General features: G+C 63.0%; 24 protein-coding genes. 14 read left to right on the forward strand and 10 right to left on the reverse strand.

Going from position 1 to position 26014, the window contains the following annotated elements:
- The first annotated feature begins 3 nt into the window (after positions 1-3).
- The 3 genes from HNO82_RS22115 (at position 4) to HNO82_RS13800 (ending at position 2237) form a co-directional block, all read left to right on the forward strand.
- Positions 4-489 carry a hypothetical protein gene (locus tag HNO82_RS22115; RefSeq protein ID WP_217509916.1) on the forward strand — a complete coding sequence of 162 codons (486 nt, stop codon included), beginning with the start codon at positions 4-6 and terminating at the stop codon, positions 487-489.
- A gap of 9 nt (positions 490-498) precedes the next feature.
- Positions 499-1281, forward strand: coding sequence for a 3-hydroxybutyrate dehydrogenase (locus tag HNO82_RS13795; protein ID WP_008326594.1), 783 nt, complete (start codon positions 499-501; stop codon positions 1279-1281).
- Between the two features lie 188 nt (positions 1282-1469).
- Complete coding sequence (locus tag HNO82_RS13800) at positions 1470-2237, forward strand: helix-turn-helix transcriptional regulator (protein WP_175344111.1); 768 nt, start codon at positions 1470-1472, stop codon at positions 2235-2237.
- Here HNO82_RS13800 and HNO82_RS13805 read toward each other — a convergent pair.
- From HNO82_RS13805 to HNO82_RS13815, 3 genes are all read right to left on the reverse strand, one after another.
- Positions 2213-2803 (reverse strand): phosphonate degradation HD-domain oxygenase, encoded by a 591-nt coding sequence (locus tag HNO82_RS13805; RefSeq protein WP_008326592.1) that lies wholly within the window; start codon positions 2801-2803, stop codon positions 2213-2215. The genes HNO82_RS13800 and HNO82_RS13805 overlap by 25 nt on opposite strands.
- A 156-nt stretch (positions 2804-2959) precedes the next feature.
- Positions 2960-5209: a catalase/peroxidase HPI gene (gene katG, locus HNO82_RS13810; RefSeq protein ID WP_175344112.1), complete on the reverse strand. Its 2250-nt coding sequence runs from the start codon at positions 5207-5209 to the stop codon at positions 2960-2962.
- 250 nt (positions 5210-5459) lie between these two features.
- On the reverse strand, positions 5460-5693 hold the full coding sequence (locus tag HNO82_RS13815; protein ID WP_175344113.1) for a hypothetical protein: 234 nt from the start codon (positions 5691-5693) through the stop codon (positions 5460-5462).
- A gap of 95 nt (positions 5694-5788) precedes the next feature.
- Here HNO82_RS13815 and HNO82_RS13820 point away from each other — a divergent pair, with 95 nt between their 5' ends.
- Entirely contained in the window at positions 5789-6349 is a 561-nt protein-coding gene (locus HNO82_RS13820) for a DUF4337 domain-containing protein (protein ID WP_175344114.1), read from the forward strand.
- 153 nt (positions 6350-6502) lie between these two features.
- Entirely contained in the window at positions 6503-7441 is a 939-nt protein-coding gene (locus HNO82_RS13825; protein WP_008326588.1) for a DMT family transporter, read from the forward strand.
- Positions 7442-7454: 13 nt separating this feature from the next.
- Here the strand turns inward: HNO82_RS13825 and tcdA are convergent, their stop codons facing one another.
- The 4 genes from tcdA to yajC all read right to left on the reverse strand — a co-directional run bounded on the left by tcdA (position 7455) and on the right by yajC (position 11860).
- The gene (tcdA, locus tag HNO82_RS13830; RefSeq protein WP_008326586.1) at positions 7455-8312 is read right to left on the reverse strand and encodes a tRNA cyclic N6-threonylcarbamoyladenosine(37) synthase TcdA; all 858 of its coding nucleotides are present in this window, start codon (positions 8310-8312) and stop codon (positions 7455-7457) included.
- 114 nt (positions 8313-8426) lie between these two features.
- Positions 8427-9371, reverse strand: coding sequence for a protein translocase subunit SecF (gene secF, locus HNO82_RS13835; protein WP_175344115.1), 945 nt, complete (start codon positions 9369-9371; stop codon positions 8427-8429).
- A gap of 86 nt (positions 9372-9457) precedes the next feature.
- Positions 9458-11362, reverse strand: coding sequence for a protein translocase subunit SecD (gene secD, locus HNO82_RS13840; protein WP_008326583.1), 1905 nt, complete (start codon positions 11360-11362; stop codon positions 9458-9460).
- A gap of 165 nt (positions 11363-11527) precedes the next feature.
- Positions 11528-11860: a preprotein translocase subunit YajC gene (gene yajC, locus HNO82_RS13845; RefSeq protein WP_175344116.1), complete on the reverse strand. Its 333-nt coding sequence runs from the start codon at positions 11858-11860 to the stop codon at positions 11528-11530.
- Positions 11861-12114: 254 nt separating this feature from the next.
- On the opposite strand from yajC, the gene chrA reads away from it, so the two are divergent.
- Positions 12115-13359: a chromate efflux transporter gene (chrA, locus tag HNO82_RS13850; RefSeq protein WP_175344117.1), complete on the forward strand. Its 1245-nt coding sequence runs from the start codon at positions 12115-12117 to the stop codon at positions 13357-13359.
- 16 nt (positions 13360-13375) lie between these two features.
- On the opposite strand, the gene HNO82_RS13855 is transcribed toward chrA, so the two are convergent.
- Positions 13376-13675 carry a hypothetical protein gene (locus HNO82_RS13855; RefSeq protein WP_175344118.1) on the reverse strand — a complete coding sequence of 100 codons (300 nt, stop codon included), beginning with the start codon at positions 13673-13675 and terminating at the stop codon, positions 13376-13378.
- Between the two features lie 370 nt (positions 13676-14045).
- Here HNO82_RS13855 and HNO82_RS13860 point away from each other — a divergent pair, with 370 nt between their 5' ends.
- From HNO82_RS13860 to HNO82_RS13875, 4 genes are read left to right on the forward strand one after another with little or no spacing between them, the layout of a single operon-like run.
- Positions 14046-16220 carry an ATP-binding protein gene (locus HNO82_RS13860; RefSeq protein WP_249777006.1) on the forward strand — a complete coding sequence of 725 codons (2175 nt, stop codon included), beginning with the start codon at positions 14046-14048 and terminating at the stop codon, positions 16218-16220.
- Entirely contained in the window at positions 16217-17254 is a 1038-nt protein-coding gene (locus tag HNO82_RS13865) for an HD domain-containing phosphohydrolase (RefSeq protein ID WP_175344120.1), read from the forward strand. Before HNO82_RS13860 ends, HNO82_RS13865 begins: the two co-directional genes overlap by 4 nt.
- A complete protein-coding gene (locus HNO82_RS13870) occupies positions 17251-18219 on the forward strand; it encodes an HDOD domain-containing protein (RefSeq protein WP_175344121.1) in 969 nt (322 codons plus the stop codon). The genes HNO82_RS13865 and HNO82_RS13870 overlap by 4 nt, the downstream gene beginning before the upstream one ends.
- The gene (locus HNO82_RS13875; RefSeq protein WP_175344122.1) at positions 18206-19687 is read left to right on the forward strand and encodes a PAS domain-containing sensor histidine kinase; all 1482 of its coding nucleotides are present in this window, start codon (positions 18206-18208) and stop codon (positions 19685-19687) included. Before HNO82_RS13870 ends, HNO82_RS13875 begins: the two co-directional genes overlap by 14 nt.
- 42 nt (positions 19688-19729) lie before the next feature.
- On the opposite strand, the gene tgt is transcribed toward HNO82_RS13875, so the two are convergent.
- Positions 19730-20860 carry a tRNA guanosine(34) transglycosylase Tgt gene (tgt, locus tag HNO82_RS13880; RefSeq protein ID WP_175344123.1) on the reverse strand — a complete coding sequence of 377 codons (1131 nt, stop codon included), beginning with the start codon at positions 20858-20860 and terminating at the stop codon, positions 19730-19732.
- Positions 20861-20888: 28 nt separating this feature from the next.
- Complete coding sequence (gene queA / locus HNO82_RS13885) at positions 20889-21905, reverse strand: tRNA preQ1(34) S-adenosylmethionine ribosyltransferase-isomerase QueA (protein ID WP_175344124.1); 1017 nt, start codon at positions 21903-21905, stop codon at positions 20889-20891.
- Positions 21906-22128: 223 nt separating this feature from the next.
- Here queA and recG point away from each other — a divergent pair, with 223 nt between their 5' ends.
- The 4 genes from recG to HNO82_RS13905 all read left to right on the forward strand — a co-directional run bounded on the left by recG (position 22129) and on the right by HNO82_RS13905 (position 25974).
- The gene (gene recG, locus HNO82_RS13890) at positions 22129-24237 is read left to right on the forward strand and encodes an ATP-dependent DNA helicase RecG (protein ID WP_088757355.1); all 2109 of its coding nucleotides are present in this window, start codon (positions 22129-22131) and stop codon (positions 24235-24237) included.
- A 308-nt stretch (positions 24238-24545) separates the two neighbouring features.
- Positions 24546-25232, forward strand: coding sequence for a tRNA-uridine aminocarboxypropyltransferase (locus tag HNO82_RS13895; protein WP_008326563.1), 687 nt, complete (start codon positions 24546-24548; stop codon positions 25230-25232).
- A 194-nt stretch (positions 25233-25426) separates the two neighbouring features.
- Entirely contained in the window at positions 25427-25660 is a 234-nt protein-coding gene (locus HNO82_RS13900; RefSeq protein ID WP_008326562.1) for a hypothetical protein, read from the forward strand.
- Entirely contained in the window at positions 25657-25974 is a 318-nt protein-coding gene (locus tag HNO82_RS13905; protein ID WP_008326561.1) for a cell division protein ZapA, read from the forward strand. Before HNO82_RS13900 ends, HNO82_RS13905 begins: the two co-directional genes overlap by 4 nt.
- The last annotated feature ends 40 nt before the right edge of the window (positions 25975-26014 follow it).

The following is a 26014-nucleotide window of genomic DNA, read 5'->3' on the forward strand; positions in this document are numbered from 1 at the left end:
GCATTGTCCTTTGTGGTGATGTTTGAAGGAGACCTTGGAAGACTTCAGCCAGGTCAGCCAAACAACATAAGCGAGCTCGACCGACCTGCTTCCGGTATCCCCCTCAGAATTGCGGCTGTCTCGAATGAAGACGAAGAATTGATTGATAATTTTCGAGAAACAGCCGATGTCCCCGGGATAACGCTGCACAGACTAACCAGCGAATGTTTCACGCACATGACCTTTGCGGCTCTTTTGGCGGTGCAGCAACAAGAAGCTGCCCGGCGTTACAATGGCGTGACAAAGCGGCGCCGGGAGACCTCCCTGTCGGGAGCAGGCGTACGCGCGAGGGCAAGGAAAACGGGTGCAAGGACGATTCGGCACCCGTGGAATCTTTCGATGCGCAGTTCATCGAAACCAGGGATTGATGGCCGCCATGCAGTGTCGAGCGCAGCAGCGCGGGCAGTCGTGGCGGCCGAGCTTTGCAATGTCCGTCAACTCGAAACATAAAGGAAGATCATGCTACTCAAGGATAAAGTCGCTCTCATTACCGGTTCGGCCAGCGGCATCGGCAAGGAAATCGCGCTCGAATACGCCAAGCAGGGCGCCAAGGTGGTCATCGCCGACCTGGCCCTGGAAGCGGCCAAGGCCACGGCTGAAGAGATCGTCAAGAATGGCGGCACCGCCATGGCCGTGGCCATGAACGTGACCGATGAAACCCAGGTCGACAAGGGCGTGGCCGATGCCGTGAACACCTATGGCGGACTGGACATCATGATCAGCAATGCCGGCATCCAGATCATCAGCCCGGTGACCGAACTGTCGCTGGAGAACTGGCGCAAGATGCTGGCGATCCACCTCGATGGCGCCTTCCTGACCACGCGCGCGGCCATGAAGGCCATGATCAAGCAGGGCCGTGGCGGCTCCATCATCTACATGGGCTCGGTGCACTCGCACCTGGCCTCGCCGCTGAAAGCACCCTACGTCACCGCCAAGCACGGCCTGCTGGGCCTGGCCAAGACGGTGGCCAAGGAAGGCGCCAAGGACAAGATCCGCAGCAACGTGATCTGCCCCGGCTTCGTACGCACCCCGCTGGTGGAAAAGCAGATCCCCGAGCAGGCCAAGGAGTTCGGCATCAGCGAAGAGGAAGTCATCAAGAAGATCATGCTGAAAGACACCGTGGACGGCGAATTCACCACCACCCAGGACGTGGCCCAGACCGCTGTCTTCCTGGCGGCCTTCCCGACCAATGCCCTGACCGGCCAGTCCGTGGTAGTCAGTCATGGCTGGCATATGCAGTAAAGTTCACCCGCCCTGACGCCCCTCTCGAAGCCGCCGTCGCACCAGCCCGGCGGCTTTTTCTTGCTGCCCGCAAACACGGATGTCAGGCAAATCTATTCAGCTCACACCGAAGCCATATGAAAGCAATAGCGTAAATCCGGCTATCGAAGTCCGCTATCATGCGAGCATTGCCCGTCCTCGTCCGCACCATGACCCAGCCCTCTCTGCCGCCTGCTGACACTGCCGCCTCCTTGGCGCAGCTGCATCTGCGCAGCTATCGCGACGAATCGCTGGCGCACCGGCATGATTTTGCGCAACTGGTGCTCCCGCTGACGGGCCGCCTGGCGATGGACATCGCCGGCCGCGAAGGTCTGGCCGATACCGCCACGGCCGCCTTCGTCGAGCCCGGAGCCCGCCATGCCACCCGTGCGGGCGGTGAGAATCGTTCGCTGGTGCTGGACCTGGCCCCGGCCACGGTCAGCAGCCTGCAACTGGAGGTGCTGGCGCAACGCCCTTTCCTGCCCTTGTCGGCGGCAGCGGGAAGGCTGGTGGAATTCATGGCCGTCTCGCTGGCACATACGCGCCCGGCCGACACGGTGCTGCAGCATTGGGTGCCTTTGCTGCTGGATACGCTCACGCAGCAGCCACCCCGCACGCTCTCGCGACTGCACCTGATGCTGGCGCGCGTGGAAGCGCGGGCAGAACATCCGTGGACGGTGGCGCAGATGGCCGAGCTGGCGGCGATCTCGCCGAGCCGCCTGCATGAATGGTTTCGTGCTCAACTGCACACCTCGCCGCGCGCCTGGCTGGCCGAAGTGCGGGTAGCCCGGGCTTGCCAGCTGCTGCGCACGAGCAGCCTGCCGCTGGCCCTGATTGCCCAGCGCTGCGGCTATGGCGATCAGAGCGCCATGACCCATGCGCTGCGCAAGCTGCGCGGCACCACCCCGTCGGCCTATCGGAAGGCTTGCCTGTCCTGAGGGCGGCCGCTCTTGGCCGAGGCCCGCAGGCACTGGCTGAAGTAGCCGGCAAAGTGGGCGTAATCGGGCGTAGTCAACCCTGCCGTCTTGGCACGATCATCCCAGCGCCGCAACCTGACCGCCTCCTCTGCATAGGGCCGGTCAATGAACGCCGCAGCCTGTTCCACATCGAAGATCCCGCCCTGCAATTGCAGGCTGCGCACCGAATCGGCGGAGAGCTGGGCGAAGTAATCCGGATCGGTGGCGCACAGGTAGCGCTTGGCATCCACATGCAGCGCGATGGGGACCAGCACGGCGTCATCGAACAGGCCGCGCAGGAAGGGCAGAACGCGGTACTGGTGCAGGTCATCGATACCGGCCAGGGTAGGCGTCTGGCCCAGGTCTTCCAGCAGATGGCCGAGATCGTGCAGGAGACTTGCCACGATCAGGCTGGGGGCCGCACCCTCCTGCTCTGCCAGCCAAGCTGATTGCAACGCATGCTCCAGTTGCGTGACCGGCTCGCCGGTGTATTGGGTGTGACCGTGCCGCGTGAACAGCACGGCGATGTCGTCCAGGCTCAGAGCCATCATGCGCCTCGCAGGTGAAGAAAAGTCCGAACGCCACTATAGACGCTGCAAGGGCGTACTCCATGACATCTCCATGACATGCGAATACGCAAAGAAAAACGGCGAGCCTTGCGGCCCGCCGTCCCTCATCGCTTCACTGCTTGATTGCTTGATTGCTTACTTCTTCAGATCATAGCGATCCAGATCCATCACCTTGACCCAGGCCGCCACGAAGTCCCTGACGAACTTTTCCTTGGCGTCGGCGCTGGCATAGACCTCGGCCAGGGCGCGCAGCACGGCATTGGAACCGAACACCAGGTCGACGCGGGTACCGGTCCACTTGACGGCGCCGCTCTTGCGGTCGCGGCCTTCGAACTCTTCCTGGGCGGGCGAGGTGGATTTCCACTCGGTCCCCATGTCCAGCAGATTGACGAAGAAGTCATTGGACAGCACACCAACCCTGGACGTGAACACGCCCTTGGTGCTGCCACCGACGTTGTTGCCCAGCACGCGCAGGCCACCGACGAGAACCGTCATTTCCGGCGCGGTCAGGGTCAGTTGCTGTGCCTTGTCGATCAGCATGTCTTCGGCACGCACGGCATAGCGCTGCTTCTGGTAGTTGCGGAAGCCATCGATGACAGGTTCCAGCGGCTCGAAGGAGGCCACGTCGGTCTGTTCCTGCGAAGCATCCACGCGGCCGGCGCTGAACGGCACGGATACGGCCACACCAGCATCCTTGGCCGCCTTTTCGATGGCAGCACTACCGGCCAGCACGATCAGGTCAGCCAGCGAGACCTTCTTGGCACCCTGGTTGAACCCGGCCTGAATGCCTTCCAGCACCTTCAAGACCTTGGCCAGCTGGGCCGGCTGGTTGGCGGCCCAATCCTTTTGCGGGGCCAGGCGAATGCGGGCACCGTTGGCACCGCCACGCATGTCACCGCCACGGAAGGTGGAGGCCGAGGCCCAGGCGGTCGAGACCAGCTCGCTCACCGACAAGCCCGACGCCAGAACCTTGCCCTTCAATGCCGCAACATCCGCCGCGTCGATGGGTGCAGCCTCCGCCTTGGGCAGCGGATCTTGCCAGATCAGTTCTTCGGCCGGCACTTCCGGACCGAGGTAGCGCGAACGCGGGCCCAGATCGCGGTGGGTCAGCTTGAACCAGGCGCGGGCGAAGGCGTCGGCGAACTGGTCGGGGTTTTCCAGGAAGCGGCGCGAGATCTTTTCATAGGCCGGATCGAAGCGCAGCGACAAGTCCGTCGTCAGCATGGTCGGACGCACCGGCGCACCGCCATGGGCATGCGGGATCACCGCATCGGCCCCCTTGGCCACCCACTGGTGCGCGCCGGCCGGGCTCTTGGTCAGCTCCCACTCATAGTTGAACAGGTTCTCGAAGAAGTAATTGCTCCACTGGACCGGGGTCTGGGTCCAGGTCACTTCCAGGCCGGAGCTGATGGTGTCGCCACCCAGGCCGCTGCCGAAGCTGCTCTTCCAGCCCAGGCCCTGGCTTTCCATCTCCTCGCCTTCCGGCTCACGACCCACGTGCTTGGCATCGCCTGCACCGTGGGTCTTGCCGAAGGTGTGGCCACCGGCGATCAGGGCCACGGTTTCTTCATCGTTCATCGCCATGCGGGCGAAGGTTTCGCGGATGTCATGGGCGGCGGCCACCGGGTCGGGGTTGCCTTCCGGGCCTTCCGGGTTCACGTAGATCAGGCCCATCTGCACAGCTGCCAGCGGGTTCTCCAGATTGCGCCCGGTGGGGGCGGTGCGGCTCTGCTCATTGCCGTGACGGTCGGCGTCGGCGGTGATTTCGCCGTGGGCAGCGCCGGCCTTGCCACGGCCGTAGCGGTCATCGCCACCCAGCCAGGTCGATTCGCCTCCCCAGTAGACGTCCAGATCCGGTTCCCACACATCCTTGCGACCACCGGCGAAACCGAAGGTCTTGAAACCCATGGTTTCCAGCGCCACGTTGCCGGTCAAAATCAGCAGGTCGGCCCAGGAAATCTTGTTGCCGTATTTCTGCTTGACCGGCCACAGCAGGCGGCGCGCCTTGTCCAGATTGACGTTGTCAGGCCAGCTGTTGAGCGGCGCAAAACGCTGCTGGCCACGGCCGGCACCGCCCCGACCATCGCCGATGCGGTAGGTGCCGGCACTGTGCCAGGCCATGCGGATGAACAGCGGACCATAGTGACCGAAGTCAGCCGGCCACCAGTCCTGCGAATCAGTCATCACCTTGGCCAGGTCAGCCTTGAGCGCCGCCAGGTCCAGGCTCTTGAAAGCCTCGGCGTAATTGAAATCCTCACCCATGGGGTCGGACTTGGAAGAATGCTGGGCCAGCAGATCCACGCGCAACTGCTTGGGCCACCAGTCACGGTTGCTGGTGCCGCCGCCGGCGGTGTGGTTGAAGGGGCACTTGGCTTCGTTGGACATTGCGTTCTCTCCTGTTGATCGACCCGATGGTCATGACGCCCGGACCGGGGAACGGGCATCCTGTGGCCACTACCAGACTGACTGGCAAATGGCGGCTTGATGATTCGGCAATAGACTGGCTGCGTTCTGCTACGGCACCATGACGCCGTACTGCGGGGCCAGCTTCGCCTTGTCCCGGTCATGCTTGCGAAGAACCATTAATGTAATTCATCAAAAACAATTATGTGATTGTCTTTTTGTATAACGCCGGTCAATAAATCCAATCCCAATCCTTCAGAATTTGTGACTCAACAGTGTAGCCAAAGGCAAACCCTTCTGCAGGGCACGCCATTTGCACACGCACCCAACCGCCCATCCTGAGGCTTGCACTCGGAACAGGATGCACCGTGAGGAAATGCGAATGTTCGCGATGAACATTGCCCCTGAGTGCAATCCTTTCAAGCCAAGCAGACGCAGCCGCGCCACGAGAAAATACGAGTTTCATGACGATTCAGGTCAACCGATACGAATATGAATCGTTGTTGAGTCGCTGCCCTGGCACCGGGCTGCCCTCATTTTTCCCACATTACAAGAACCATCATGACGGAAGCCACCGAAAACCTGGAACACGCCGAGCACGCCCATGCTTCCGGCAACAAGAAGCTGGCCCTGCTCATCGCCATCCTGGCGTTGGTGCTGGCCGTTACCGAAACCCTCTCCAAGTCTTACCAGACCGAGGTCATCCTGAAACACCAGGAGGCGGCCAACCTGTGGTCTTTCTTCCAGGCCAAGTCGGTCCGTGGCAATGCGGCGCAACTGGCCAGGCAGCAGCTCACGCTGCTGGGCAATCCCAAGGATGAGCGCATCAATGCGGCCGTTGCCAAGCTCGACGATGCCATCGCCCATTACGACAGTGACGAGAAGAGCGGTGAAGGCAAGAAGGAGCTGTCCCACAAGGCGCGCGCAGCCGAACACGAGGCGCATGCCTACATGGAGAAATACGAGAAGATGGAAATGGCCGCCGGCATGCTGCAAGTGGCCATCGTGCTGGCCTCGGCCACCATCATCACGGGGGTGGCGGTACTGGCCTATCTGTCCATGGGTATCGGCGTGGTAGCGCTGGCCTTTATCGGTGCAGGACTGTTCGGCTCCGTGGTCTGAACGGCTGGACCGTTTGCAGGCAAAGACGCCGGCCACGTGTCGGCGTTTTTTTCTTTCGTACCCGATCGCAACAAAACCGTAGCCTGCAACAATCCTTGGCCGTGCGGCTGCGGCATACTGCCTCCCTTTGCAACATGGTAGGCGTTGATCCCGATGCGTTCCAACCCGATTCTGCAAGGCATTTTCTATGGCGCGCTGGCCGGCGCCGCCTGGGGCCTGGTCTTCCTGGCACCTGAACTGACCCGCGCCTTCTCTCCCTGGCAACTGACCGCCGGGCGCTATCTCGCCTACGGCCTGTTCGCCGCCCTGCTGATCGCCCCGCGCATCAGAAAACTGCTACCCCATCTGGGCCGTGCCGAATGGCGCGCGCTGGTGTGGCTGAGCCTCTTGGGCAATGTGGTCTATTACGTATTCCTGGCCAGTGCCGTGCAACTGGGCGGCATGGCGATGACCTCGCTGGTGATCGGCTTCCTGCCGGTGGCGGTGAGCATCATCGGCAGCCGTGGTCACGGTGCCGTCTCGCTGCGCAAGCTGGCCCCCTCACTGGCCCTGGGCCTGGCAGGCATTGCCTGCGTGGCCTGGCAGTCGCTGGCCGGGGCGGCTGGGGGCGATATGAAGGAAAGTGTCATCGGCTTCTTCTGCGCCCTCGCCGCATTGGCGTCCTGGACCACTTATGCGGTGGGTAACAGCCGCTGGCTTGGACGCCTGCATGAAGTTTCTGCACACGATTGGAATCTGCTGATCGGCGTGGTCACCGGGCTGCTGTCGCTGTTCATCGCCGTACCGGCCTTTACCGTGATGCTGCAGCCGCATCCGGGCGATCAGTGGATGCACTTCGTGGCGGTCTCGGCCGGGGTGGCGATCTTCGCCTCGCTCTTCGGCAATGCCTGCTGGAACAAGGCCAGCCGCCTGCTGCCGCTGACCATGATCGGGCAGATGATCCTGTTCGAGACCTTGTTCGCCCTGCTCTACGGCTTCCTGTGGGAACAGCGCTGGCCGACGCTGCTGGAGATCGCGGCCATGGTGCTGGTGAGCGTGAGCGTCTTGCTGTGCGTGTCGGCGCACCGGGTCGATGAGGGCGGCGGGCACTAGGGCCCTGCCCGCGCTACGGCTGCACGGCAGGCTGTTCGGCCAGCTTCTTCAAGACGTGTGCCGCGGCCACCAGGCCGAAGGTGGCCGTAACCACCATGGCCGAGCCGAAGCCGGCGCAGTTCAGACCGGTCACGCCGGCTTGCGTGCTGTCGGCGGCGTCCTCGCCCACATCCATGTCTGCTGCCGGAAGAACTTCACAGGCTTCACCTTCGGCCAGTTCCGGAAAGCGCAGCGGTTCGGTGGAGAACACTGCGTCGATGTGGAATTTGTTCTTGGTCCCGCGCGGGAAACCATGCTGTGACCGCAAACGCTTGCGCACCTTGGCCAAGAGCGGTTCCTGCTCGGTGCGGCAGAGGTCGCGGATTTCAATCCGGGTCGGATCGATCTGCCCGCCCGCACTGCCGATGGTCACCATGGGCATGCCGTGGCTGCGGCACCAGGCGATCATGGCCACCTTGGCCGGCACGTTGTCGATGGCATCAATGACGTAATCGAAACGACCTCCTCCCAGCATCTGCTCGACGTTCTCCGGATCGACGAAATCCTCCACCTCGGTGACCACGCAGCTTGGATTGATCAGGCGGATGCGTTCATGCAGCGCCGTCACCTTGGCCTGGCCCAGCGTGGTGGTCAAGGCATGGATCTGGCGGTTGACGTTGGATTCGGCCAGGTTGTCCAGGTCGATCAGGGTCAGGTGGCCGATGGCGCTGCGCGCCAGCGCTTCGACGATCCACGAGCCCACCCCTCCTACCCCGACCACGCAGACGCGCGCCTGGCGGAAGCGTTGCAGGGCGGCGGCGCCATACAGGCGGGCGACGCCGCCGAAGCGGCGTTCATGGTCGATATCGTTCAGATCGATGGATGTGCTCATGTTCAAACTTCAATGCAGTGTTATCGGACCTGTCCACTCCGGAAGGGCCTCTCATGAAAAAGGGCCGCAGCGTCAACGCGGCGGCCCTTTTTGCGTCGTACGACAATCCTTGAATCAGACCACCGCGCCGCCGTTCTCGTCCTTGACCTTGACCGGCTTGATCAGGTCTTCGCGCTTCACCCCCAGCCACATGGCCAGGGCGGCGGCCACGAACACCGAGGAATAGATGCCGAACAGGATGCCGATGGTCAGCGCCAGGGCGAAGTAGTGCAGCGTCGGGCCACCGAAGAAGAACATCGCCAGCACCATCATTTCGGTACTGCCGTGGGTGATGACGGTACGCGACATGGTACTGGTGATGGCGTGGTTCAGTACTTCCGGCGTGGACAGCTTGCCGAAACGACGGTCGCGGAAGGCTTCGCGCACACGGTCGAACACCACCACCGATTCATTGACCGAGTAACCCAGCACGGCCAGAATCGCCGCCAGCACGGTGAGCGAGAACTCCCACTGGAAGAAGGCGAAGAAGCCCAGGATGATGACGATGTCGTGCAGGTTGGCGATCACCGCCGCCACCGCGAACTTCCATTCGAAGCGGAAGGCCAGGTAGATCACGATGCCCAGCACCACCATGGCCAGCGCCAGCAGGCCGTCGTGAGCCAGTTCGTCACCGACCTGGGGACCGACGAATTCCACGCGCTGCAGGCGCACGTCCGGATCATCGGCGCGCAGGGCGGCGTTGACCTTCTCGCTCTGCTGGCTGGCGTTCACGCCGGCCTGTGCGGGCAGGCGGATCATCACGTCCTGGGCGGTGCCGAAGCTCTGCACCAGGGTATCGCGGTAACCCAGTCCTTCGATGGACTTGCGGATCTTCTCCAGGTCGGCCGGCTTGTTGTAGGCCACTTCCATGACCGTGCCACCGGTGAATTCGATGGAGAAGTGCAATCCCTTGGAGAACAGGAAGAACACCGCGGCCACGAAGGTCAGTGCCGAGATCGCATTGAAGATCAGGGCATGACGCATGAAGGGAATGTCTTTTTTGATGCGGAAAAATTCCATCACTATCCTTTCGGTGCCGGCCCCGTCGTCATCGGGGAGGCCGGCTCAAAATCTGGCTGTGCTGCTATGTCGTGGTGTGGCCGTGCTTACTTGGCGTTGCGCTTGGCCGAGGCCTTGCCGGAGGTGGTCAGCGCCTCGCCCTGCGGCTTCCAGATCTGGCCGATGGCCAGGCTGGACAGACGCTTCTTGCGGCCATACCAGAGGTTGACCACGCCACGCGAGAAGAACACGGCCGAGAACATCGAGGTCAGGATGCCCAGGCAGTGCACCACGGCAAAGCCGCGAATGGCGCCGGAACCGAAGATCAGCAGCGCCAGACCGGCGATCAGGGTGGTCACGTTGGAGTCCAGGATGGTCGCCCAGGCGCGGTCAAAACCGGCGGCAATCGCTGCCTGCGGCGAATTGCCGGCGCGCAGTTCTTCACGGATGCGCTCGTTGATCAGCACGTTGGAGTCGATCGCCATACCGAGCGCCAGTGCGATAGCCGCAATACCGGGCAGGGTCAGCGTCACCTGCAGGGTCGACAGCAGCGCCACCAGCAGCAGCACGTTCACCGACAGTGCCAGGGCGCTGAAGAAACCGAACAACTGGTAGTAGATGACCATGAAGATGGCCATGGCCACGAAGCCATACAGCACCGAATCAAAGCCCTTCTTGATGTTGTCGGCGCCCAGTTGCGGGCCGATGGTGCGTTCCTCGATGATTTCCATCGGTGCGGCCAGGGAACCGGCGCGCAGCAGCAGGGCCAGGTCGCTGGCGGCTTCGGGCGAACCCATGCCGGTGATCTGGAAGCGCGAACCCAGCTCGGAGCGGATGGTAGCCACCGTCAGGACTTCGCCCTTGCCCTTTTCGAAGAGCACGATGGCCATGGCTTTGCCCACCTTGTCACGGGTGGCTTCGCGCATCTTGCGGCCGCCGTCGCCGTTCAAGTCAATGCTCACCGCCGGCTGGTGGTTTTCATCGAAGCTGGCCGAGGCGTTGGAGATGTAGTCGCCGGTCAGCACCGGTTCCTTGTTGAGCACCACGGGCGCGCCCTTGCCAACCTTGAACAGTTCGGAGCCGAACGGAATGGCCGAGGTTTCCTCGGTGCCGCGCACGACGCTTTCATCGACCATGCGCACTTCCAGGGTGGCGGTACGGCCGATGATGTCCTTGGCGCGCGAGACGTCCTGCACGCCCGGCAGCTCGACCACGATGCGGTCGGCGCCCTGGCGCTGGATCAGCGGTTCGGCCACGCCCAGCTCGTTGACGCGCTTGGACAAGGTGCTGATGTTCTGCTTGACGCCATCTTCCTGGGTCTGCTTCAGGGCTTCCGGACGGAGGGTGGCGATGAGCTTGAGATCATCGCCGCTGCCGGCGTCGGTCAGCAGCATCTCCTGCAACTCTCCCAAGGCGGCGCGGGCCTTGTCACGGGTATCGGCATCGCGGAAGGAAATCTCGATGCTGTCGCCTACGCGGTTGATGCCGCTGTGGCGGATGTTCTTGTCACGCAGCAGGCTGCGCACGCTCGCCTGCAAGCCTTGCAGACGCTTGTTCAAGACCGCCTTGATGTCGACCTGCATCAGGAAGTGCACGCCACCGCGCAGGTCCAGGCCCAGATACATCGGGAAGGCATGCAGACTCTGCAGCCATTGCGGGGTATTGGGCAACAGGTTGAAGGCGACGATGTAGGTCGGGTCGCTGGGGTCGGTATTGAGTTCCTTTTCCAGCAGGGCCTTGGCCTTGAACTGAATGTCGGTGCTGGCGAAACGGGCGCGCACCGAGGGCTGCGAACCGCTGTTGTCGAACGCCACACTCTCTGCGCCGAGATTGCCTTGTTTCAGGATCTGATCGACGCGGCCGGCCAGGGCTGGCTCGACCTTCAGGGTCGACTTGCCGCTGCTGATCTGCACCGCGGGAGATTCGCCGAAGAAGTTCGGGACGGTATAGATCACGCCGAACAGCAGGGCCAGGACGATCAGTGCGTATTTCCAGAGAGAGTAACGATTCATGGTCTTGTGCTTCTTGCTTGCGGGAGAGGGAGGCAGGGACCTGCCGCCCTGTTCAGAACCGGCGCGCGCAACCGGAGGATGCCGCGCACCGTTCTAACGACATGGGCGCATCAGCGATGCGCCCATGGGTTCGCCGGTTCAGGCCGGCCAACCGGTACGGCCGGATTACAGGCCCTTGATGGTGCCCTTGGGCAGCAGGGTGGTCACGGCGCCCTTTTGCACGACGACTTCAGTGCCTTCGGCGACTTCGATGGTGATGTAACCATCGGCCACCTTGGTGATGCGACCCAAGAGACCGCCCGAGGTGACGACTTCATCGCCCTTGCCCAGTGCGTCCATCATGGCTTTCTGTTCTTTCTGACGCTTCATCTGCGGGCGGATCATCAGGAAGTACAGGACCACGAACATCAGGATGATCGGCAGGAAGCTGGCCAGGTTGCCCATCACGCCACCAGGGGCTGCTGCGGCCGTTTGCGCGTATGCGTCGGAAATAAACACGTAAGGCTCCAAAGGTTGATTGAAAAATAGCCCTGCATTCTAGCACTGCGCAGGCACCAAACCGCCAAATCGGGATGTATTGCCTAAGATCAAGGGGAAGCCAGGCAAAATCGGGCTTTTTTATCACCTGCTCAGACGGGAAAATCCCCGCAGGCCGCGAGAAATGGCAAGGCACATGAAAAAAGCTTCATTTCGCCCCCAAGCCGCCTAATATAGGCGCCATCGCGCAACCCCATCCGAACGCTGACTGCCGCATGCCCGCCTCCCCTGTTCCCGATCCCACCGGTCTGCCCGCCTTGCCTGCCACGCCGCGCCAACCGGCGTGGGCCATCTTCCTGGTCTTCCTGCGACTGGGACTGAGCTCCTTTGGCGGACCGGCTGCTCATCTCGGTTATTTCCGTCACGAATTCGTGGCACGTCGGCGCTGGCTGTCCGAACAGAGCTATGCCGACCTGGTGGCGATGTGCCAGTTCCTGCCGGGCCCTTCCAGCAGTCAGGTGGGGCTGGCCATCGGCCTGCTCCGGGGCGGCTGTCGCGGTGCGCTGGCGGCCTGGCTGGGCTTTACCCTGCCCTCGGCGCTAGTGCTGATGGTGGTGGCGCTGTCGGTGCTGGAGGATGCGCACTGGCTTTCCGGAGAGGTGGTGCACGGCCTGAAGATCGTGGCCGTGGCCATCGTGGCGCAGGCGGTGTGGGGCATGGCGCAGACGCTGTGCCGTGGTCCGCTGCGCCTGCTCATCATGGCGCTGGCGGCGCTGGCGGCCTGGGCTTTGCAGGGCAGTCTGGTACAGCTGGGGGTGATCGTGGTCGCCGGCGTGGCCGGACGGCTGCTGCTGCACGGTCCCCGGATTGCACGACAGGAACAACTGCCCATGGTGGTCAGCCGTCGCACGGGACGCGCCTGCCTGCTGCTGTTCGTCGGTCTGCTGGCGGGTATCCCGCTGCTGGCCGCGCTTTATCCCGCCCCCTGGCTGCAGCAGATCAACATCTTCTACCGCGTCGGCTCGCTGGTCTTCGGCGGCGGTCATGTGGTGCTGCCGCTGTTGCAGGCCGAACTGGTGCCCTCGGGTTGGGTAGACAAGGACGTCTTCCTGGCCGGCTACGGGGCGGCCCAGGCGATCCCCGGCCCGCTGTTCACGCTGGCGGCCTATCTGGGCGTGGTGATGTCGGCCGGGCCCAGTGGCCTGATCGGGGGCGTGCTGTGCCTGCTGGCGATCTTTGCCCCGTCTTTCCTGCTGGTGACCGGATTGCTGCCCTTCTGGGATGAGGTCCGTCGCCAGGCCGCAATGCAGGCCGTGCTGGCGGGCGTCAACGCGGCCGTGGTGGGATTGTTGCTAGCCGCGCTCTACCGGCCGGTGTGGACCAGTGCCATTTTCAGTACGCGCGACCTGCTCATCGCGCTGGTCGCATTCGTCGGCCTGGTGCGCTTGCGGCTGCCGTCCTGGGCGGTCGTACTGCTGGCTGTCCTGGCGACCAGCCTGTCCGCACTGGCAGGCGTCTGATCCGGATACACCCGGCTCAATACACTACCACCACCGAACGTTCCTGCTGGTTCACCAGCAGCAGCGCCCGACCGTCCGGGCTGCCCGCAGGCACCGCGCCACAGGTATTGGAAACGGCGCCCACGCCGTTGACGACATGGACCACCACATTGCAGCGCGTGGCCACCAGCGCCGAGATGGACAGCCTGGCCGTGGTGGCCGCGTACAGGTGCGGCCAGGCCCAACAGCCCAGCGTGAGCAGCAGCAGCGCACAGGTCCAGCGCTGAAGATCGGGGCGCGCCAGGCGGGCGCGTGCCATCAAGGGGGGATGACGCATGTTGCGGCTCCTTTCGGGTTGGGCCACTGCATTGCTTCCTTATGTAGACATCTTAAATAAATTAATCGAATAAATCAATAAAATTAATTTATATGATTAATATAATAATATTAATTATTTTTCAAACTCATCAGCATACCGTCCGGGCAGACGCGCCGTGGCAGAACCCCTAAAGTTGAATAGCAGGCAAGTACAATGATGTGCCACATTTTGACCACACTCACCGTACAATCAGCGAGCAAATAAAACAATTCCGGCGATTTATTAGTCAATTCGTTATAATTGATTCCATCTATGCCGGGAAGGGAAACATCCCCTTGTACGCCGGCACCATCGAAACGGAGTCGGGACCCATGGAGACAATCTCGTGATGCCAGTCAGCCCTCAGGGCGAGCCACAAGGCGCCCCCACCTCGCGCGACGGGCGACTGCTGCTGGGCCTGGCCGAGGCCGGTTTTGCCGTGCTGGTGGTGGCTGCACTGTGGCGGGCGGACCTGCCGGCCTGGCTGATCCTGGGTCTGCTGACCCTGTGGCTGATCCGCGCGCTGATCCTGCTGCGCCTGTTGCGCGACCACCATCGTGCCGCACGCAACCTGGTCCTGGCCAAGGAGGCGGCTGACCATGCCATGCTCACGCGCGGCGCCTTCCTCTCCACCATGAGCCATGAAATCCGCACGCCCATGAATGCCGTGCTGGGCATGGCCGGACTGCTGCGCACCACGCGCCTGGATACCCAGCAGGCGGAATTTGCCAAGGCCATCGAGGATTCCTCGCTGGCCCTGCTGGGCATCGTCAACGACGTGCTTGATTTCTCCAAGATCGATGTCGGCAAGATGGATATCGCAGTGGTCGAATTCGATCTGCTGGAAGTGGTAGAAGCCAGTGCCGAGGCCTTGTCCTTCAAGGCGCGCGAAAAGCGCGTGCGGCTGCTGGCCCACGTCGATCCGCGCCTGCCGGTGCGGCTGCTGGGCGACCCCGGGCGCATCCGCCAGATTCTGCTGAACCTGCTGGGCAATGCGCTCAAGTTCACGCATGTGGGGGAAGTGCTGCTGCGGGTCCAGGCGCTGCATGTGTCGGGGGACCACTGCCGGGTGCGTTTCGAGGTGCGCGATAGCGGCATCGGTATGGATGAGGAAACCCTGCGTCGGCTCTTCTCGCCCTTCTCGCAGGCCGACAGCTCGGTCACGCGCCAATACGGCGGCACCGGACTGGGCCTGTCGATCTGCAAACGCCTGGTGGAACTGATGGGCGGCAGGATAGGCGTGGAGAGCACGCCCGGAAGCGGCTCCTGCTTCTGGTTCGAACTGGGCATTCCCGTGGCGCAAGCGCCCGGCTTCGCCAGCAGCCCGCATGCAGCCAAAAAGCGACAGGTGGCCCTGCTGGAAACACATGACGCCAGCGCCGCCATGCTGCACGAATATCTGCGTGGCGCCGGACTGGAAACGGTGCGCTACAGCAGCGCCAGCGACGCCCTGGCGGCCTTGACCGGCCCGGCGGCCACGGCCAGCGGTATCGACACCCTCATCGTCAGCAGCGAGATCCAGGACATCCCGCCGGCTGCGGTGCTGGCGCGCCTGCATGCCGAACGCCCCGCAGTGACGTGCGTACTGCTTGACCACGGCGTACACGGCCTTAATATAGACGGAAAATCAACAGCGGCAGCACTGCAGTTGCCGTTGCGCAAGCAACAGCTGTTGCGCACAGTGGCACTGCTGCCGGAGGACAAGGCACCGGGCCCGATGCAGACGCCGGCAGTTCGTCCGGGCAGGACACTGCCCCGGGCGGGGCAGCAGGAACAGCACGAACTCCTGCTGGTGGAAGACAACGTGATGAACCAGAAGGTGGCGGTGTACCAGCTCAATGCCATGGGCTACGCGGTCGATATCGCCTCCAATGGTGCGGAGGCGCTGGAGAAACTGGCACGGCGCAAGTACGCGCTGATCCTGATGGATTGCCAGATGCCGGTGCTCGATGGCTACGAAACCACGCGTCGCATCCGGCGCCTGCAGGGTGAGCTGGCCCATACCCCCATCGTCGCGATGACCGCCAATGCCATGGCGGGGGACCGCGAACAATGCCTGGAGGCGGGTATGGACGATTATCTGACCAAGCCCTTGCTGCGCTCGCAACTGGCGACGATGCTGGAGCATTACCTGCCGCCGGCGCAGGCGTCGGCAGACGGCTCCGGCGCCGCAGCAGTGGTGGTGGACGAAGCCCGCCTGCAGGAACTCTTCGGTGACGACACCGCACTGGCCGGCCAGATGCTGGAGATGTTCATTGAACACACCACACCGGTCATGGACGATCTGGCACGGCATTGCCAGGCCGCCGATCCGCTCCTGGGCGAGATCCAGGCACTGGGACACCGGCTGGCCGGTAGCTGCCTGAATCTGGGTATCCAGGCACTGGGACAATGTGGAAGACAGATGGAAACGGCGGCACGCCAGGGCGACCTGGCGCAGGTCCGCACGCTGGCCGAGGAGTGCGCAAACGCCTTCGCAGCCTTGCGCGAACACCTTCAAGACAGGGGCCGGGGGAACATATGAAGATTCTGATCGTCGACGACGACAAGACCAATCTGTCGCTATTTACGCACATGCTGGCGCAATTGCCCGATACCAGCATCAGTACCTGTCCCGATGCGTATGAAGCGCTGGACTGGTGCGGCAGCCACGATCCCGATCTGATCCTGCTGGACTACATGATGCCGGGCATGGACGGGCTGGATTTCCTTTCGCGTTTTCGCGCCATGCCGGGGCAGGAGATGACGCCGGTCATCATGATCACCGCCGACATGGGCCTGCAGGTGCGCCACAAGGCGCTGCAGATGACAGCCAATGATTTTCTCTCCAAGCCGGTGAACCGCGTGGAGCTGCTGGCGCGCGTGAAGAACATGCTGGCCATGCGCAAGTCACAACTGGCCATGAGCCAGCAGATCGAGCATCTGGCCGAGGAGGTGCAACAGAAGACGCAACAGAGCTCGACGATGGCCCTGAACTCCATGGATCTGCTGGCGCGCGCGGCCGGCTATCGCGATCCGGAAACAGGCGAACACCTGGTGCGCATGTCCAACTACACCCGCGTCATTGCCGCCCACCTGGGCTTGCCCAAGGAAGAACAGGACCTGCTGCTGGCGGCATCGCCCATGCACGACATCGGCAAGATGGGGATCCCCGACCACATCCTGCTCAAACCTGGACGGCTGGACGAGGAAGAACTGAAGGTCATGCGCCTGCACGCCCAGATCGGCGCAGACATTCTGCGCGGCAGTCCGTCGGCACTGCTGCAGACGGCCTCGCAGATCGCCCAGACGCATCATGAGAAATGGGACGGCAGCGGCTATCCCAATGCACTCAAGGCTGACCAGATCCCGCTGTATGGCCGTATCGTGGCGGTGGCCGACGTATTCGACGCACTGACCTCGTCGCGCCCCTACAAAAAAGGCTGGAGCCTGGAAGACGCCGCGCGTTATCTGCGCGACAATGCCGGCAGCCATTTCGATCCGCGCTGCGTGGAAGCCTTCTTTGCCGGCTGGGAGGAAGTGGTCGATATCTACAACCGCAACCAGGACGGCAAATGATGCTCACCTTCATTGAACCCACCCTGTTCGAGAAGCTCCGCAGTGCACAAGCCCTGCCCTCGCCCGGTGGGGTGCGCCTGACCATCATGCGCCTGTGCGCGCAGGATGATCCCGACATGCACGAACTGATCCATCTGGTGCAGGCCGATCCGGCCCTGTCCGGACGCATCATCCGCATCGTCAACGTACTCAATGCCGAGCGCGTGCGTCCGATCGCCTCGGTCAGCATGGACAGCCTGCTGCTGGTCGGTCTGCAAGCGGTACGCCAGTTGGCCCTGGCGCTGTCGCTGGCAGAGACCACGGCACCGGCCTCGTGTGTGAACTTCAAGTTGCCGGCCTTCTGGGCGCACAGCTTCGCCATGGCCTGCAGCGCCCAGGCCATCAGCAGTCATACGCGCGTGGCACCGCTGGGCGAAATGTTCACCACGGGTCTGTTGGCCAACATCGGCAGGCTGACGCTGGCTTCGGCCCACCCTGGGGGTTACTCCTCGTTGCTGACGCGCCCGCTGGAGCCCTCGGCGCAACTGGCGATGGAGCAGTCGCTGTTCGGCTTCAACCACCTCAATATCGCGGCGGCGCTGATGCAGGACTGGAAGATTCCGGATCTGTTCTGTGATGCCGTACTGCACTACGAAGCACCGGCGCTGCCGGACGACTGGCCGGTGCCGCGCCCACAGGAAATCATCTGGACCCTGTACCTCTCGGCGGCCATGGCCGAACTGGGTTGCGGCACGCCGCAGGTGGCCGAGGCGGCCCTGCCCAAGATCGCGCGGGCGCTGCCGCAACTGCAACTGGCGCCGCATGATTTCCCGGCCCTGTATCAGGCCACGGGGGAAGACTGGCAGGACTGGACCCAGACCATGCACCTGAGCGCCAAGACCCTGTGGCAGGGTCTGCCCGGCCAGGTCCACGACAAACTGCTGCGTCTGCAGGAATCCGTCGGCGGCGGCGATGCAGCAACTTGAACAACTGCTGCTCAGCGAAGCGCCGGATGCCTATGTGCTGATGGATATGCAGGGCGGCGTAGTCTACTGGAACCGCTGCGCCGAGCAGATCTTCGGCTATGCCGCCCAGGAAGTGCTGGGCCAGCATCTGTCGGACTTCATCGTGCCGCCCGAGCGACGCGCCGAGGAAGAGCGGGTGTTTGCCGATACGGTGGCGCTGGGCCGGGCCGATTGCCAGTCCATCCGCCGGCGCAAGGATGGTTCGCTGCTGCACCTGTCGGTTTCCAACAAGCTGTTGCGCGATGAGCGCGGGGAACCGCAGTTCGTCCTGTCCTGCAAGCGCGACATCAGCGAGGCCACCGTCCTGCGCGACATCAGCCTGATTGCGGCCAGCGTCCACGGGCTCTATGACTGGCTGCCCGACGGTATCGTGGTCGTCAACGCACTGGACCGCGTGGTGCTGGCCAATCGTCGCGCCGGCGAGCTGTTCGGCTGGGAGGTAGCCGAGCTGACCGGGCGGGCCATCGATGTCCTGATCCCCCAGCGCTTTTTGGCCATGCACGCGCAGAACCTGGCCGACTATCTCAGCGGCCAGGCCGGACCGGCCAGCAATCCCACGCCCGAGCTGTGCGGCCTGAAGCGCAATGGCAGCGAATTTCCGGTCGACGTGAGCCTGAGCCCGCTGGTCATCGAGGGCGAGACCTTCCTCATGATCGCCGTGCGCGACATCAGCGACCGCAAACGCATCGAACGGGACCTGGCCGAGAAGAACCGCGCCCTGCAAGAGGCCGCGCAGTCACGCGACCGCTTCCTGGCCAACACTTCGCACGAACTGCGCACCCCCTTGAATGCCATCCTGGGTTTCACCGAAATCCTGCTCGCGCGCATGGGCGGGCCGCTCACCCCCGAGCAGGAGCAACAGTTGCAGACCGTGCACGACAGTGCCCAGCACCTGCTCACGCTGATCACCGGCCTGCTGGATGTCTCGCGCCTGGAAACCGAGGACGCCGATCTGATTCCCGAGGACCTGCTGTGTTCGGAACTGATCGAGCATGCCGTGGCGACACTGCGTCCGGCAGCGATCAAAAAAGGCTTGCAGCTGGACCTGGCGCCCTATGCGGGTGAAGTCCGGATCCACACCAACCGGCGTGCACTGGCGCAGATCCTGCTGAACCTGATCGGCAACGCCATCAAGTTCACCGAACGCGGCCAGGTGCAGGTGCAGTTGCGCCAGCAGCACCACGCGGCCGGTCTGACCAGCTGGATCGAAGTCAGTGATACCGGCTGCGGCATCAGCGAAGATGACCAGCAAAGACTCTTTCGCGCCTTCACCCAGCTCGATGCCACGGCCTCGCGCAGGCATGAGGGCATGGGCCAGGGTCTGTACCTGAGCCAGAAGCTGGCCAACCTGATGGGCGGCGCGATCACCGTGCAAAGCCAGGTCGGTACCGGTAGTCGCTTCACGCTCTGTCTGGAGGAGGCCGCCTGATGCGCCTGATGCACCGGATGCGCGCGAGCGCGGATGTGCCCGTCAGTCGACGCCGCGCGCCCGATCTTCCTTGAACTTGCTGACGAATTCCTGGAAGGTGCCGGCGTCGATGGCGTCGCGCATTTCCTGCATCAGTTGCAGGTAGTAGTGCAGGTTGTGCACGGTATTCATGCGCGCGCCCAGGATTTCACCGGCGCGATGCAGGTGGTGCAGGTAGGCGCGCGAGAAGTTCTTGCAGGCGTAGCAGTCACAGCTCTCGTCGAAGGGACGGTCGTCGTTCTTGTACTTGGCGTTCTTGATCTTGACGTCGCCGTAGCGCGTGAAGATCCAGCCATTGCGGGCATTGCGGGTCGGCATGACGCAATCGAACATGTCCACGCCGTTGGAGACGCCTTCCACCAGGTCTTCCGGCGTGCCCACGCCCATCAGGTAATGCGGCTTGTCGGCCGGCAGGCGCGGGCCGACGTGTTCCAGCACGCGCATCATGTCTTCCTTGGGCTCGCCCACCGACAGACCGCCAATGGCGAAACCATCGAAACCCAGTTCTTCCAGGCCGGCCAGCGATTCATCGCGCAGGCCTTCGAACATGCCGCCCTGGACAATGCCGAAGAGTGCGTTCGGGTTCTCGCCGCGGTCGAATTCATCCTTGGAACGCTTGGCCCAGCGCAGCGACATGCGCATGGACTTGCCGGCTTCTTCACGGGTGGCGGGACGGCCATCGATCTCGTAGGGCGTGCATTCGTCGAACTGCATGACGATGTCGGAATTGAGCACGCGCTGGATCTGCATGGATATCTCTGGCGAAAGGAACAGGCGGTCACCGTTGATGGGTGAAGCAAAATGCACACCCTCTTCCGTGATCTTGCGCATCTCGCCCAAGGAAAACACCTGGAAGCCGCCGGAGTCGGTCAGGATGGGCTTGTCCCAGCCGATGAACTTGTGCAGGCCGCCGAACTTGCTGACCACTTCCAGCCCCGGGCGCAACCACAGGTGAAAGGTATTGCCGAGGATGATCTGGGCGTTGATTTCCTTCAGTTCCAAGGGCGACATGGCCTTGACCGAACCATAGGTGCCCACTGGCATGAAGATGGGGGTCTCGACGGTGCCGTGGTTTAGTTTGACGCGGCCGCGGCGGGCCTTTCCGTCGGTTTTCAGCAGGGTGAATTCCAGCATGGTGCTCTCTGTTTTCTTTCCGGGTTTCTCAGGTACGGGTCAGCAGCATGGCATCGCCATAGCTGAAGAAACGGTATTTCTGTGCAATGGCGTGCGCATAGGCCGCGCGGATGTGTTCATAGCCGGCGAAGGCTGACACCAGCATCAGCAGGGTCGACTTGGGCAGGTGGAAGTTGGTCACCAGCTGGTCCACGGTCTTGAAGGTGTAGCCGGGCGTGATGAAGAGCTGGGTGTCATCGCTGCCGGCCTTGAGCTCACCGCTCTGCGAACCGGATTCCAGGGCGCGCATGCTGGTAGTGCCGACTGCAATGACACGGCGCCCTGCCGCCCTGGTGGCACGCACGGCCTCCACTGTCTCGGGCGAGATGGTGTACCACTCGCTGTGCATCTTGTGCTGCGACAGGTCCTCCACCCGCACCGGCTGGAAGGTGCCGGCACCCACGTGCAGGGTTACGAAGGCCTGCTTGACGCCGCGTGCGGTCAATTGCTGCAGCAGGGCTTCATCGAAGTGCAGGCCGGCAGTCGGTGCGGCCACGGCGCCGGGTTGCTTGGCGTAGACGGTCTGGTAGCGCGTCTCGTCATAGGCATCGGCCTCGTGGTCGATGTAGGGCGGCAGCGGCAGGCTGCCGTATTGCTCCAGCAACTCAAAGGCATCGGCCGGGAAATGCAGGGTAAAGAATTCGCCGAAACGTTCACCTACGGTCACATCGAAGGCATCGGCAAGGCGGATCCGGGTACCCGGTGGCGGCGACTTGGAAGCCCGTACCTGGGCGTGGACGGTGCGCGCATCGAGGATGCGCTCGACCAGCGCCTCGATCTTGCCGCCGGTTTCCTTCACACCGAACAGGCGCGCCTTGATGACGCGGGTATCGTTGAAGACCAGCAGGTCGCCGGCTTGCAGCAGGTCGACAATGTCGGAGAAGCGGCGGTCGGTCAGTTGCGCCCCCTGCACCTGCAGCAGGCGCGAGGCGCTGCGCTCGGCCAGCGGGGTCTGGGCGATGAGCTCGGGGGGGAGCTCGAAATCGAAGTCGGATAATGAGTACATGCGCGAGTACAAGCTTGCAAAATAATGATGGAGGCGATGCGCGCGGCGGCGGCAGAGGGGCTGGCGCCGGGCGTTCCCGGGCAAGAACTGTTGCCGGCGGGATTGATACTGTAAATATTCACAGTAAAATAGCGTAACCCGCTATTTTACGCTGTCTGCGCGTTTTTCCCATATGCGCGTGCGGCTAACCATTATGGCCCTCCGTCCAACCAACGCCGACCGCATGCCCGCTACCGCGAAGAAAAACAGCCCGCCGGCCTCGAAGAAAAAAGCCGCTCCCGCTTCCAAGGCCGCCGCCAAGCCTGAAAACAAGCTGGCCAAGCTGGGCCTGCACAATGACATGGACCTGGTGCTACACCTGCCGCTGCGCTATGAGGACGAAACCACCCTCATGAGCATCGCCGAGGCCTCCCTGCGGGGCCTGCAGACGGTGCAGGTAGAAGGCGTGGTCACCGCCTGCGACGTACAGTTCCGCCCGCGCCGGCAATTGATCGTGACGGTGGGGGACGACAGCGGGCAGTTGACCATGCGCTTCATCAACTTCTACGGCAGCCAGACCAAGCAGCTGGCCGAAGGCACCCGGGTGCGGGTGCGCGGGGAATTGCGGCATGGTTTCTTCGGCGCCGAGATGGTCCATCCGTCTTACAAGGTGGTCAACCAAGGGGCACCGCTGCCCGATGTCCTCACGCCTGTCTACCCGGCTGGCGAAGGCCTCTCGCAGGCCTATCTGCGCAAGGCCATCGCCAACGCCATGAGCCGGCTGGACTGGAGCGATACGCTGCCCCCGTCCATGCTGGAGACCCTGAACCTGGCCGGCTTCGAACCGTCGGTGCGGCTGCTGCACAATCCGCCGCCGGACGTGGATGAGCATGCCCTGATCGAACGTTCACACCCTGCCTGGATCCGCATGAAGTTCGATGAATTGCTGGCCCAGCAGCTCTCGCTCAAGCGCGCCCAGGCCGCGCGCCGGGCCAAGACCTCGCGCGCTTTGCCCGTGACGGGACGCGTCACCGAGGAACTGACCAAGGTCCTGCCCTTCCAGCTGACCGCTGCCCAGCAGCGCGTACTCGAAGAAATCCGCGCTGACCTGCGCCAGTCCTTCCCCATGCAGCGCCTGCTGCAGGGCGATGTCGGCAGCGGCAAGACGGTGGTGGCCGCGCTGGCGGCCGCCCAGGCCATCGACAGCGGCTGCCAGGCGGTGCTGATGGCACCGACCGAAATCCTGGCCGAACAGCATTTCCGCAAGATCGCGGCCTGGATGGAGCCGCTCAACGTGGGCGTAGCCTGGCTCTCGGGCAGCCAGAAGAAAAAGGAAAAGACCGAGGCACTGGCCCACATCGAATCCGGCGCGGCACGGCTGGTCATCGGCACGCATGCGCTGATCCAGGACACGGTGCAATTCGAGAACCTGGGCCTGGTGATCGTGGACGAGCAACATCGCTTCGGCGTGGGCCAGCGCCTGGCCTTGCGCAACAAGAGCTTCAATCCGGCCGATCGCGAGGCGGCTGCCGTGCCGCACCAGCTGATGATGTCGGCCACTCCCATTCCGCGTACGCTGGCGATGACCTATTACGCCGATCTGGAAGTCTCGGTAATCGATGAACTGCCGCCAGGGCGCTCCCCCATCGTCACCCGCGTGATCGACCAGAACCGCCGCGATGAAGTCATCGAGCGGGTGCATGCGGCAGCACTGGAAGGCAAGCAGATTTATTGGGTCTGCCCGCTCATCGAGGAATCCGAGGCTTTGCAATTGCAGACCGCGACCGACACCCATGCCGCCCTCTCGGCGGCCCTGCCGGACCTGCAGATCGGGCTGGTGCACGGGCGCATGAAACCGGTGGAAAAACAGATCGTGATGGAAGGCTTCAGCCGTGGCGCCATTCACCTGCTGGTGGCCACCACCGTCATCGAAGTGGGGGTGGATGTCCCCAACGCCTCGCTGATGGTGATCGAGCATGCCGAGCGCTTCGGCCTGTCGCAACTGCACCAGTTGCGCGGACGGGTGGGACGGGGGTCGGCGGCCAGCGTCTGCCTGCTGCTCTATCAGGGCCCGCTGGGTGGTACCGCCAAGCAGCGCCTGGCCACCATGCGCGAAACCACCGACGGTTTCGAGATCGCCCGGCGCGATCTGGATATTCGCGGCCCGGGAGAATTCCTCGGGGCAAGGCAGTCGGGTGAAGCCATGTTGCGTTTTGCCGATCTGGCAACCGATCAATGGCTGGTCGAAAAAGCCCGCGATACCGCCCAGGCCTTGTTGCAACATGCACCGGACATCGTCGACCGCCATCTGGCCCGCTGGCTCGGCGGACGTGAAGATTTCCTGAAGGTGTGACACCCGCGGGGCAGCCTCCACGGCTTGCCGGCCCATGCTGGTAGCGGCGAGCAGCAAAGCTTTCCAGAATCTCCCACGCGACGGGTGAGCGCAAGGGCTGCAAACCGAAATCAGCAAAATGCCAACCACTTTTCCCCAAAAATCGAGAATTTCTTCGCTTTATGTCGATTGACGTATGGCAGTACAAAGTCCAATCTACGGCCCACGATGAACGGGTTCATCAAACGGCAGCGGACTGCGCAGAAAGCTACGCGCACCCCTGCCGCCCTGCACGGTGACCATCGCTAAACTACAGAAGGCTGAACATTTTGGTTTCCAACCACGATCAACAATTGGCCCGCAGACTGCTCTGCCCCATCTGCCAACGCGCGCTGACGGCATGTATCTGCCACTGGACCTCCCCCATTGATCACGCCGTCGATGTGCTGATCCTGCAGCACCCGCTTGAAGTGAGCAACGCCAAGAACAGCGTCAGGCTGCTGCACCTGAGCCTGCCCTACAGCAAGCTGGTGGTCGGCTCGGTGTTCGATCCGGAGGAACTGGAAGCGATGCTGCATGCGCCGTCCCGCCTGCGCAATGTCCCGGCCGGCGAGACCGTGCATCCGGTGCTGCTCTACACGGACGACGTCTGCACACCCGAGACCCGCTATTTCGATGCGCGCACCATGATGGTGGACAAGAAGCAGACGCTCAAGCGCATCCGCCTGGTGATTCTCGACGGCACCTGGCGCAAGAGCCGCAAGATGCTCTTCGAAAACCCCATGCTGCAGGCCCTGCCGCGCATGATGCTGATCGATACGCCAACCTCGCGCTACACCATCCGCAAGTCCCACAAGCCCGAGCAACTGGCCACCCTGGAAGCGACCGGCTATGCGCTCATGCAGCTGGAACGCAACAGCGAGAAATATCACCCGCTGCTGACGGCCTTCGACAACTTCGTGCTGCAGCAGGGCTACATGCGCATGCACGGCCAGGCCACGCGGCGCAAGGAATAGCGGGGCGGGGCGACGCCGGGAACCAAACCCCGCTGGCGCTGACCAACCCATCCGGCCGCCGTGTGCGGCCGTTCTTGTTCAGGTGGCGTGGCAATGCGCTTATAATTGTGCGATTGAAGCGTCGTGATCCTGAACATCTCTGACCTGCGCTGGCGGCGTCCGGCGTCATCCCATCTCTGCGAACAAATCAACACATGAGTTCCGAATTCCTGCAACTGGCTGAAAAAGTCACTCAGCTCGCCAAGCTGGCACAAGGCCTGCGCGAAGAAAATGCCGAGCTGCGCCGGAAAGTCAAACTGCTCTCCGAAGACAACACCACCCTCGCCTCGCGCGTGGACCACGCTTACGAGCGCGTGGCCGCCGTTCTGGCACAACTGCCGGTGGCCGAAGTGGAAGAAGCGGCTGCGGCCGATGAGGAGGCCGCATGAGCACCATCCAGATCAACGCCACCATCATGGGCCAGTCCTACACCCTGGCCTGCCAGGAAGGCGAACAGGCCGCGCTGCATCATGCCGTGGCCTACCTCGACCAGAGGATGCGCGCCATCCGCGACGCCGGCCGCATCAAGGGTACCGACCGCATCGCCGTGATGGCCGGGCTGGGCATCGCCGCCGAGTTGCTGAGCATGCAGCGCGCCGAAGGTCCCTTTGCCGGTCTGACCATTGCCCAGTGGCAGCAACAGATCACTGCCCTCACCGAGGTGGTGGACCAGGCGCTGGCGCCGCAGGAAAAACTGTTCTGAGCGTAACGGCGCGGTGACACCTCGCAGCGGAAATCTTTTA

This window comes from Herbaspirillum sp. C9C3, assembly GCF_013359625.1.
Lineage (GTDB): Bacteria > Pseudomonadota > Gammaproteobacteria > Burkholderiales > Burkholderiaceae_D > Herbaspirillum.

Bases quoted from the DNA above. Each gene is read 5' to 3' on its own strand.
- tgt (WP_175344123.1), bottom strand. From the start codon at position 20,860: ATGCTGGAATTCACCCTGCTGAAAACCGACGGAAAGGCCCGCCGCGGC.
- HNO82_RS13905 (WP_008326561.1), top strand. From the start codon at position 25,657: ATGAGCACCATCCAGATCAACGCCACCATCATGGGCCAGTCCTACACC.
- recG (WP_088757355.1), top strand. From the start codon at position 22,129: ATGCCCGCTACCGCGAAGAAAAACAGCCCGCCGGCCTCGAAGAAAAAA.
- HNO82_RS13855 (WP_175344118.1), bottom strand. From the start codon at position 13,675: ATGCGTCATCCCCCCTTGATGGCACGCGCCCGCCTGGCGCGCCCCGAT.
- tcdA (WP_008326586.1), bottom strand. From the start codon at position 8,312: ATGAGCACATCCATCGATCTGAACGATATCGACCATGAACGCCGCTTC.
- HNO82_RS13800 (WP_175344111.1), top strand. From the start codon at position 1,470: ATGACCCAGCCCTCTCTGCCGCCTGCTGACACTGCCGCCTCCTTGGCG.
- HNO82_RS13795 (WP_008326594.1), top strand. From the start codon at position 499: ATGCTACTCAAGGATAAAGTCGCTCTCATTACCGGTTCGGCCAGCGGC.
- HNO82_RS13820 (WP_175344114.1), top strand. From the start codon at position 5,789: ATGACGGAAGCCACCGAAAACCTGGAACACGCCGAGCACGCCCATGCT.
- chrA (WP_175344117.1), top strand. From the start codon at position 12,115: ATGCCCGCCTCCCCTGTTCCCGATCCCACCGGTCTGCCCGCCTTGCCT.
- katG (WP_175344112.1), bottom strand. From the start codon at position 5,209: ATGTCCAACGAAGCCAAGTGCCCCTTCAACCACACCGCCGGCGGCGGC.
- HNO82_RS13900 (WP_008326562.1), top strand. From the start codon at position 25,427: ATGAGTTCCGAATTCCTGCAACTGGCTGAAAAAGTCACTCAGCTCGCC.
- HNO82_RS13805 (WP_008326592.1), bottom strand. From the start codon at position 2,803: ATGGCTCTGAGCCTGGACGACATCGCCGTGCTGTTCACGCGGCACGGT.
- HNO82_RS13870 (WP_175344121.1), top strand. From the start codon at position 17,251: ATGATGCTCACCTTCATTGAACCCACCCTGTTCGAGAAGCTCCGCAGT.
- HNO82_RS13875 (WP_175344122.1), top strand. From the start codon at position 18,206: ATGCAGCAACTTGAACAACTGCTGCTCAGCGAAGCGCCGGATGCCTAT.
- secF (WP_175344115.1), bottom strand. From the start codon at position 9,371: ATGGAATTTTTCCGCATCAAAAAAGACATTCCCTTCATGCGTCATGCC.
- HNO82_RS13860 (WP_249777006.1), top strand. From the start codon at position 14,046: ATGCCAGTCAGCCCTCAGGGCGAGCCACAAGGCGCCCCCACCTCGCGC.
- HNO82_RS13825 (WP_008326588.1), top strand. From the start codon at position 6,503: ATGCGTTCCAACCCGATTCTGCAAGGCATTTTCTATGGCGCGCTGGCC.
- queA (WP_175344124.1), bottom strand. From the start codon at position 21,905: ATGTACTCATTATCCGACTTCGATTTCGAGCTCCCCCCCGAGCTCATC.
- HNO82_RS13815 (WP_175344113.1), bottom strand. From the start codon at position 5,693: ATGAAACTCGTATTTTCTCGTGGCGCGGCTGCGTCTGCTTGGCTTGAA.
- secD (WP_008326583.1), bottom strand. From the start codon at position 11,362: ATGAATCGTTACTCTCTCTGGAAATACGCACTGATCGTCCTGGCCCTG.
- HNO82_RS13865 (WP_175344120.1), top strand. From the start codon at position 16,217: ATGAAGATTCTGATCGTCGACGACGACAAGACCAATCTGTCGCTATTT.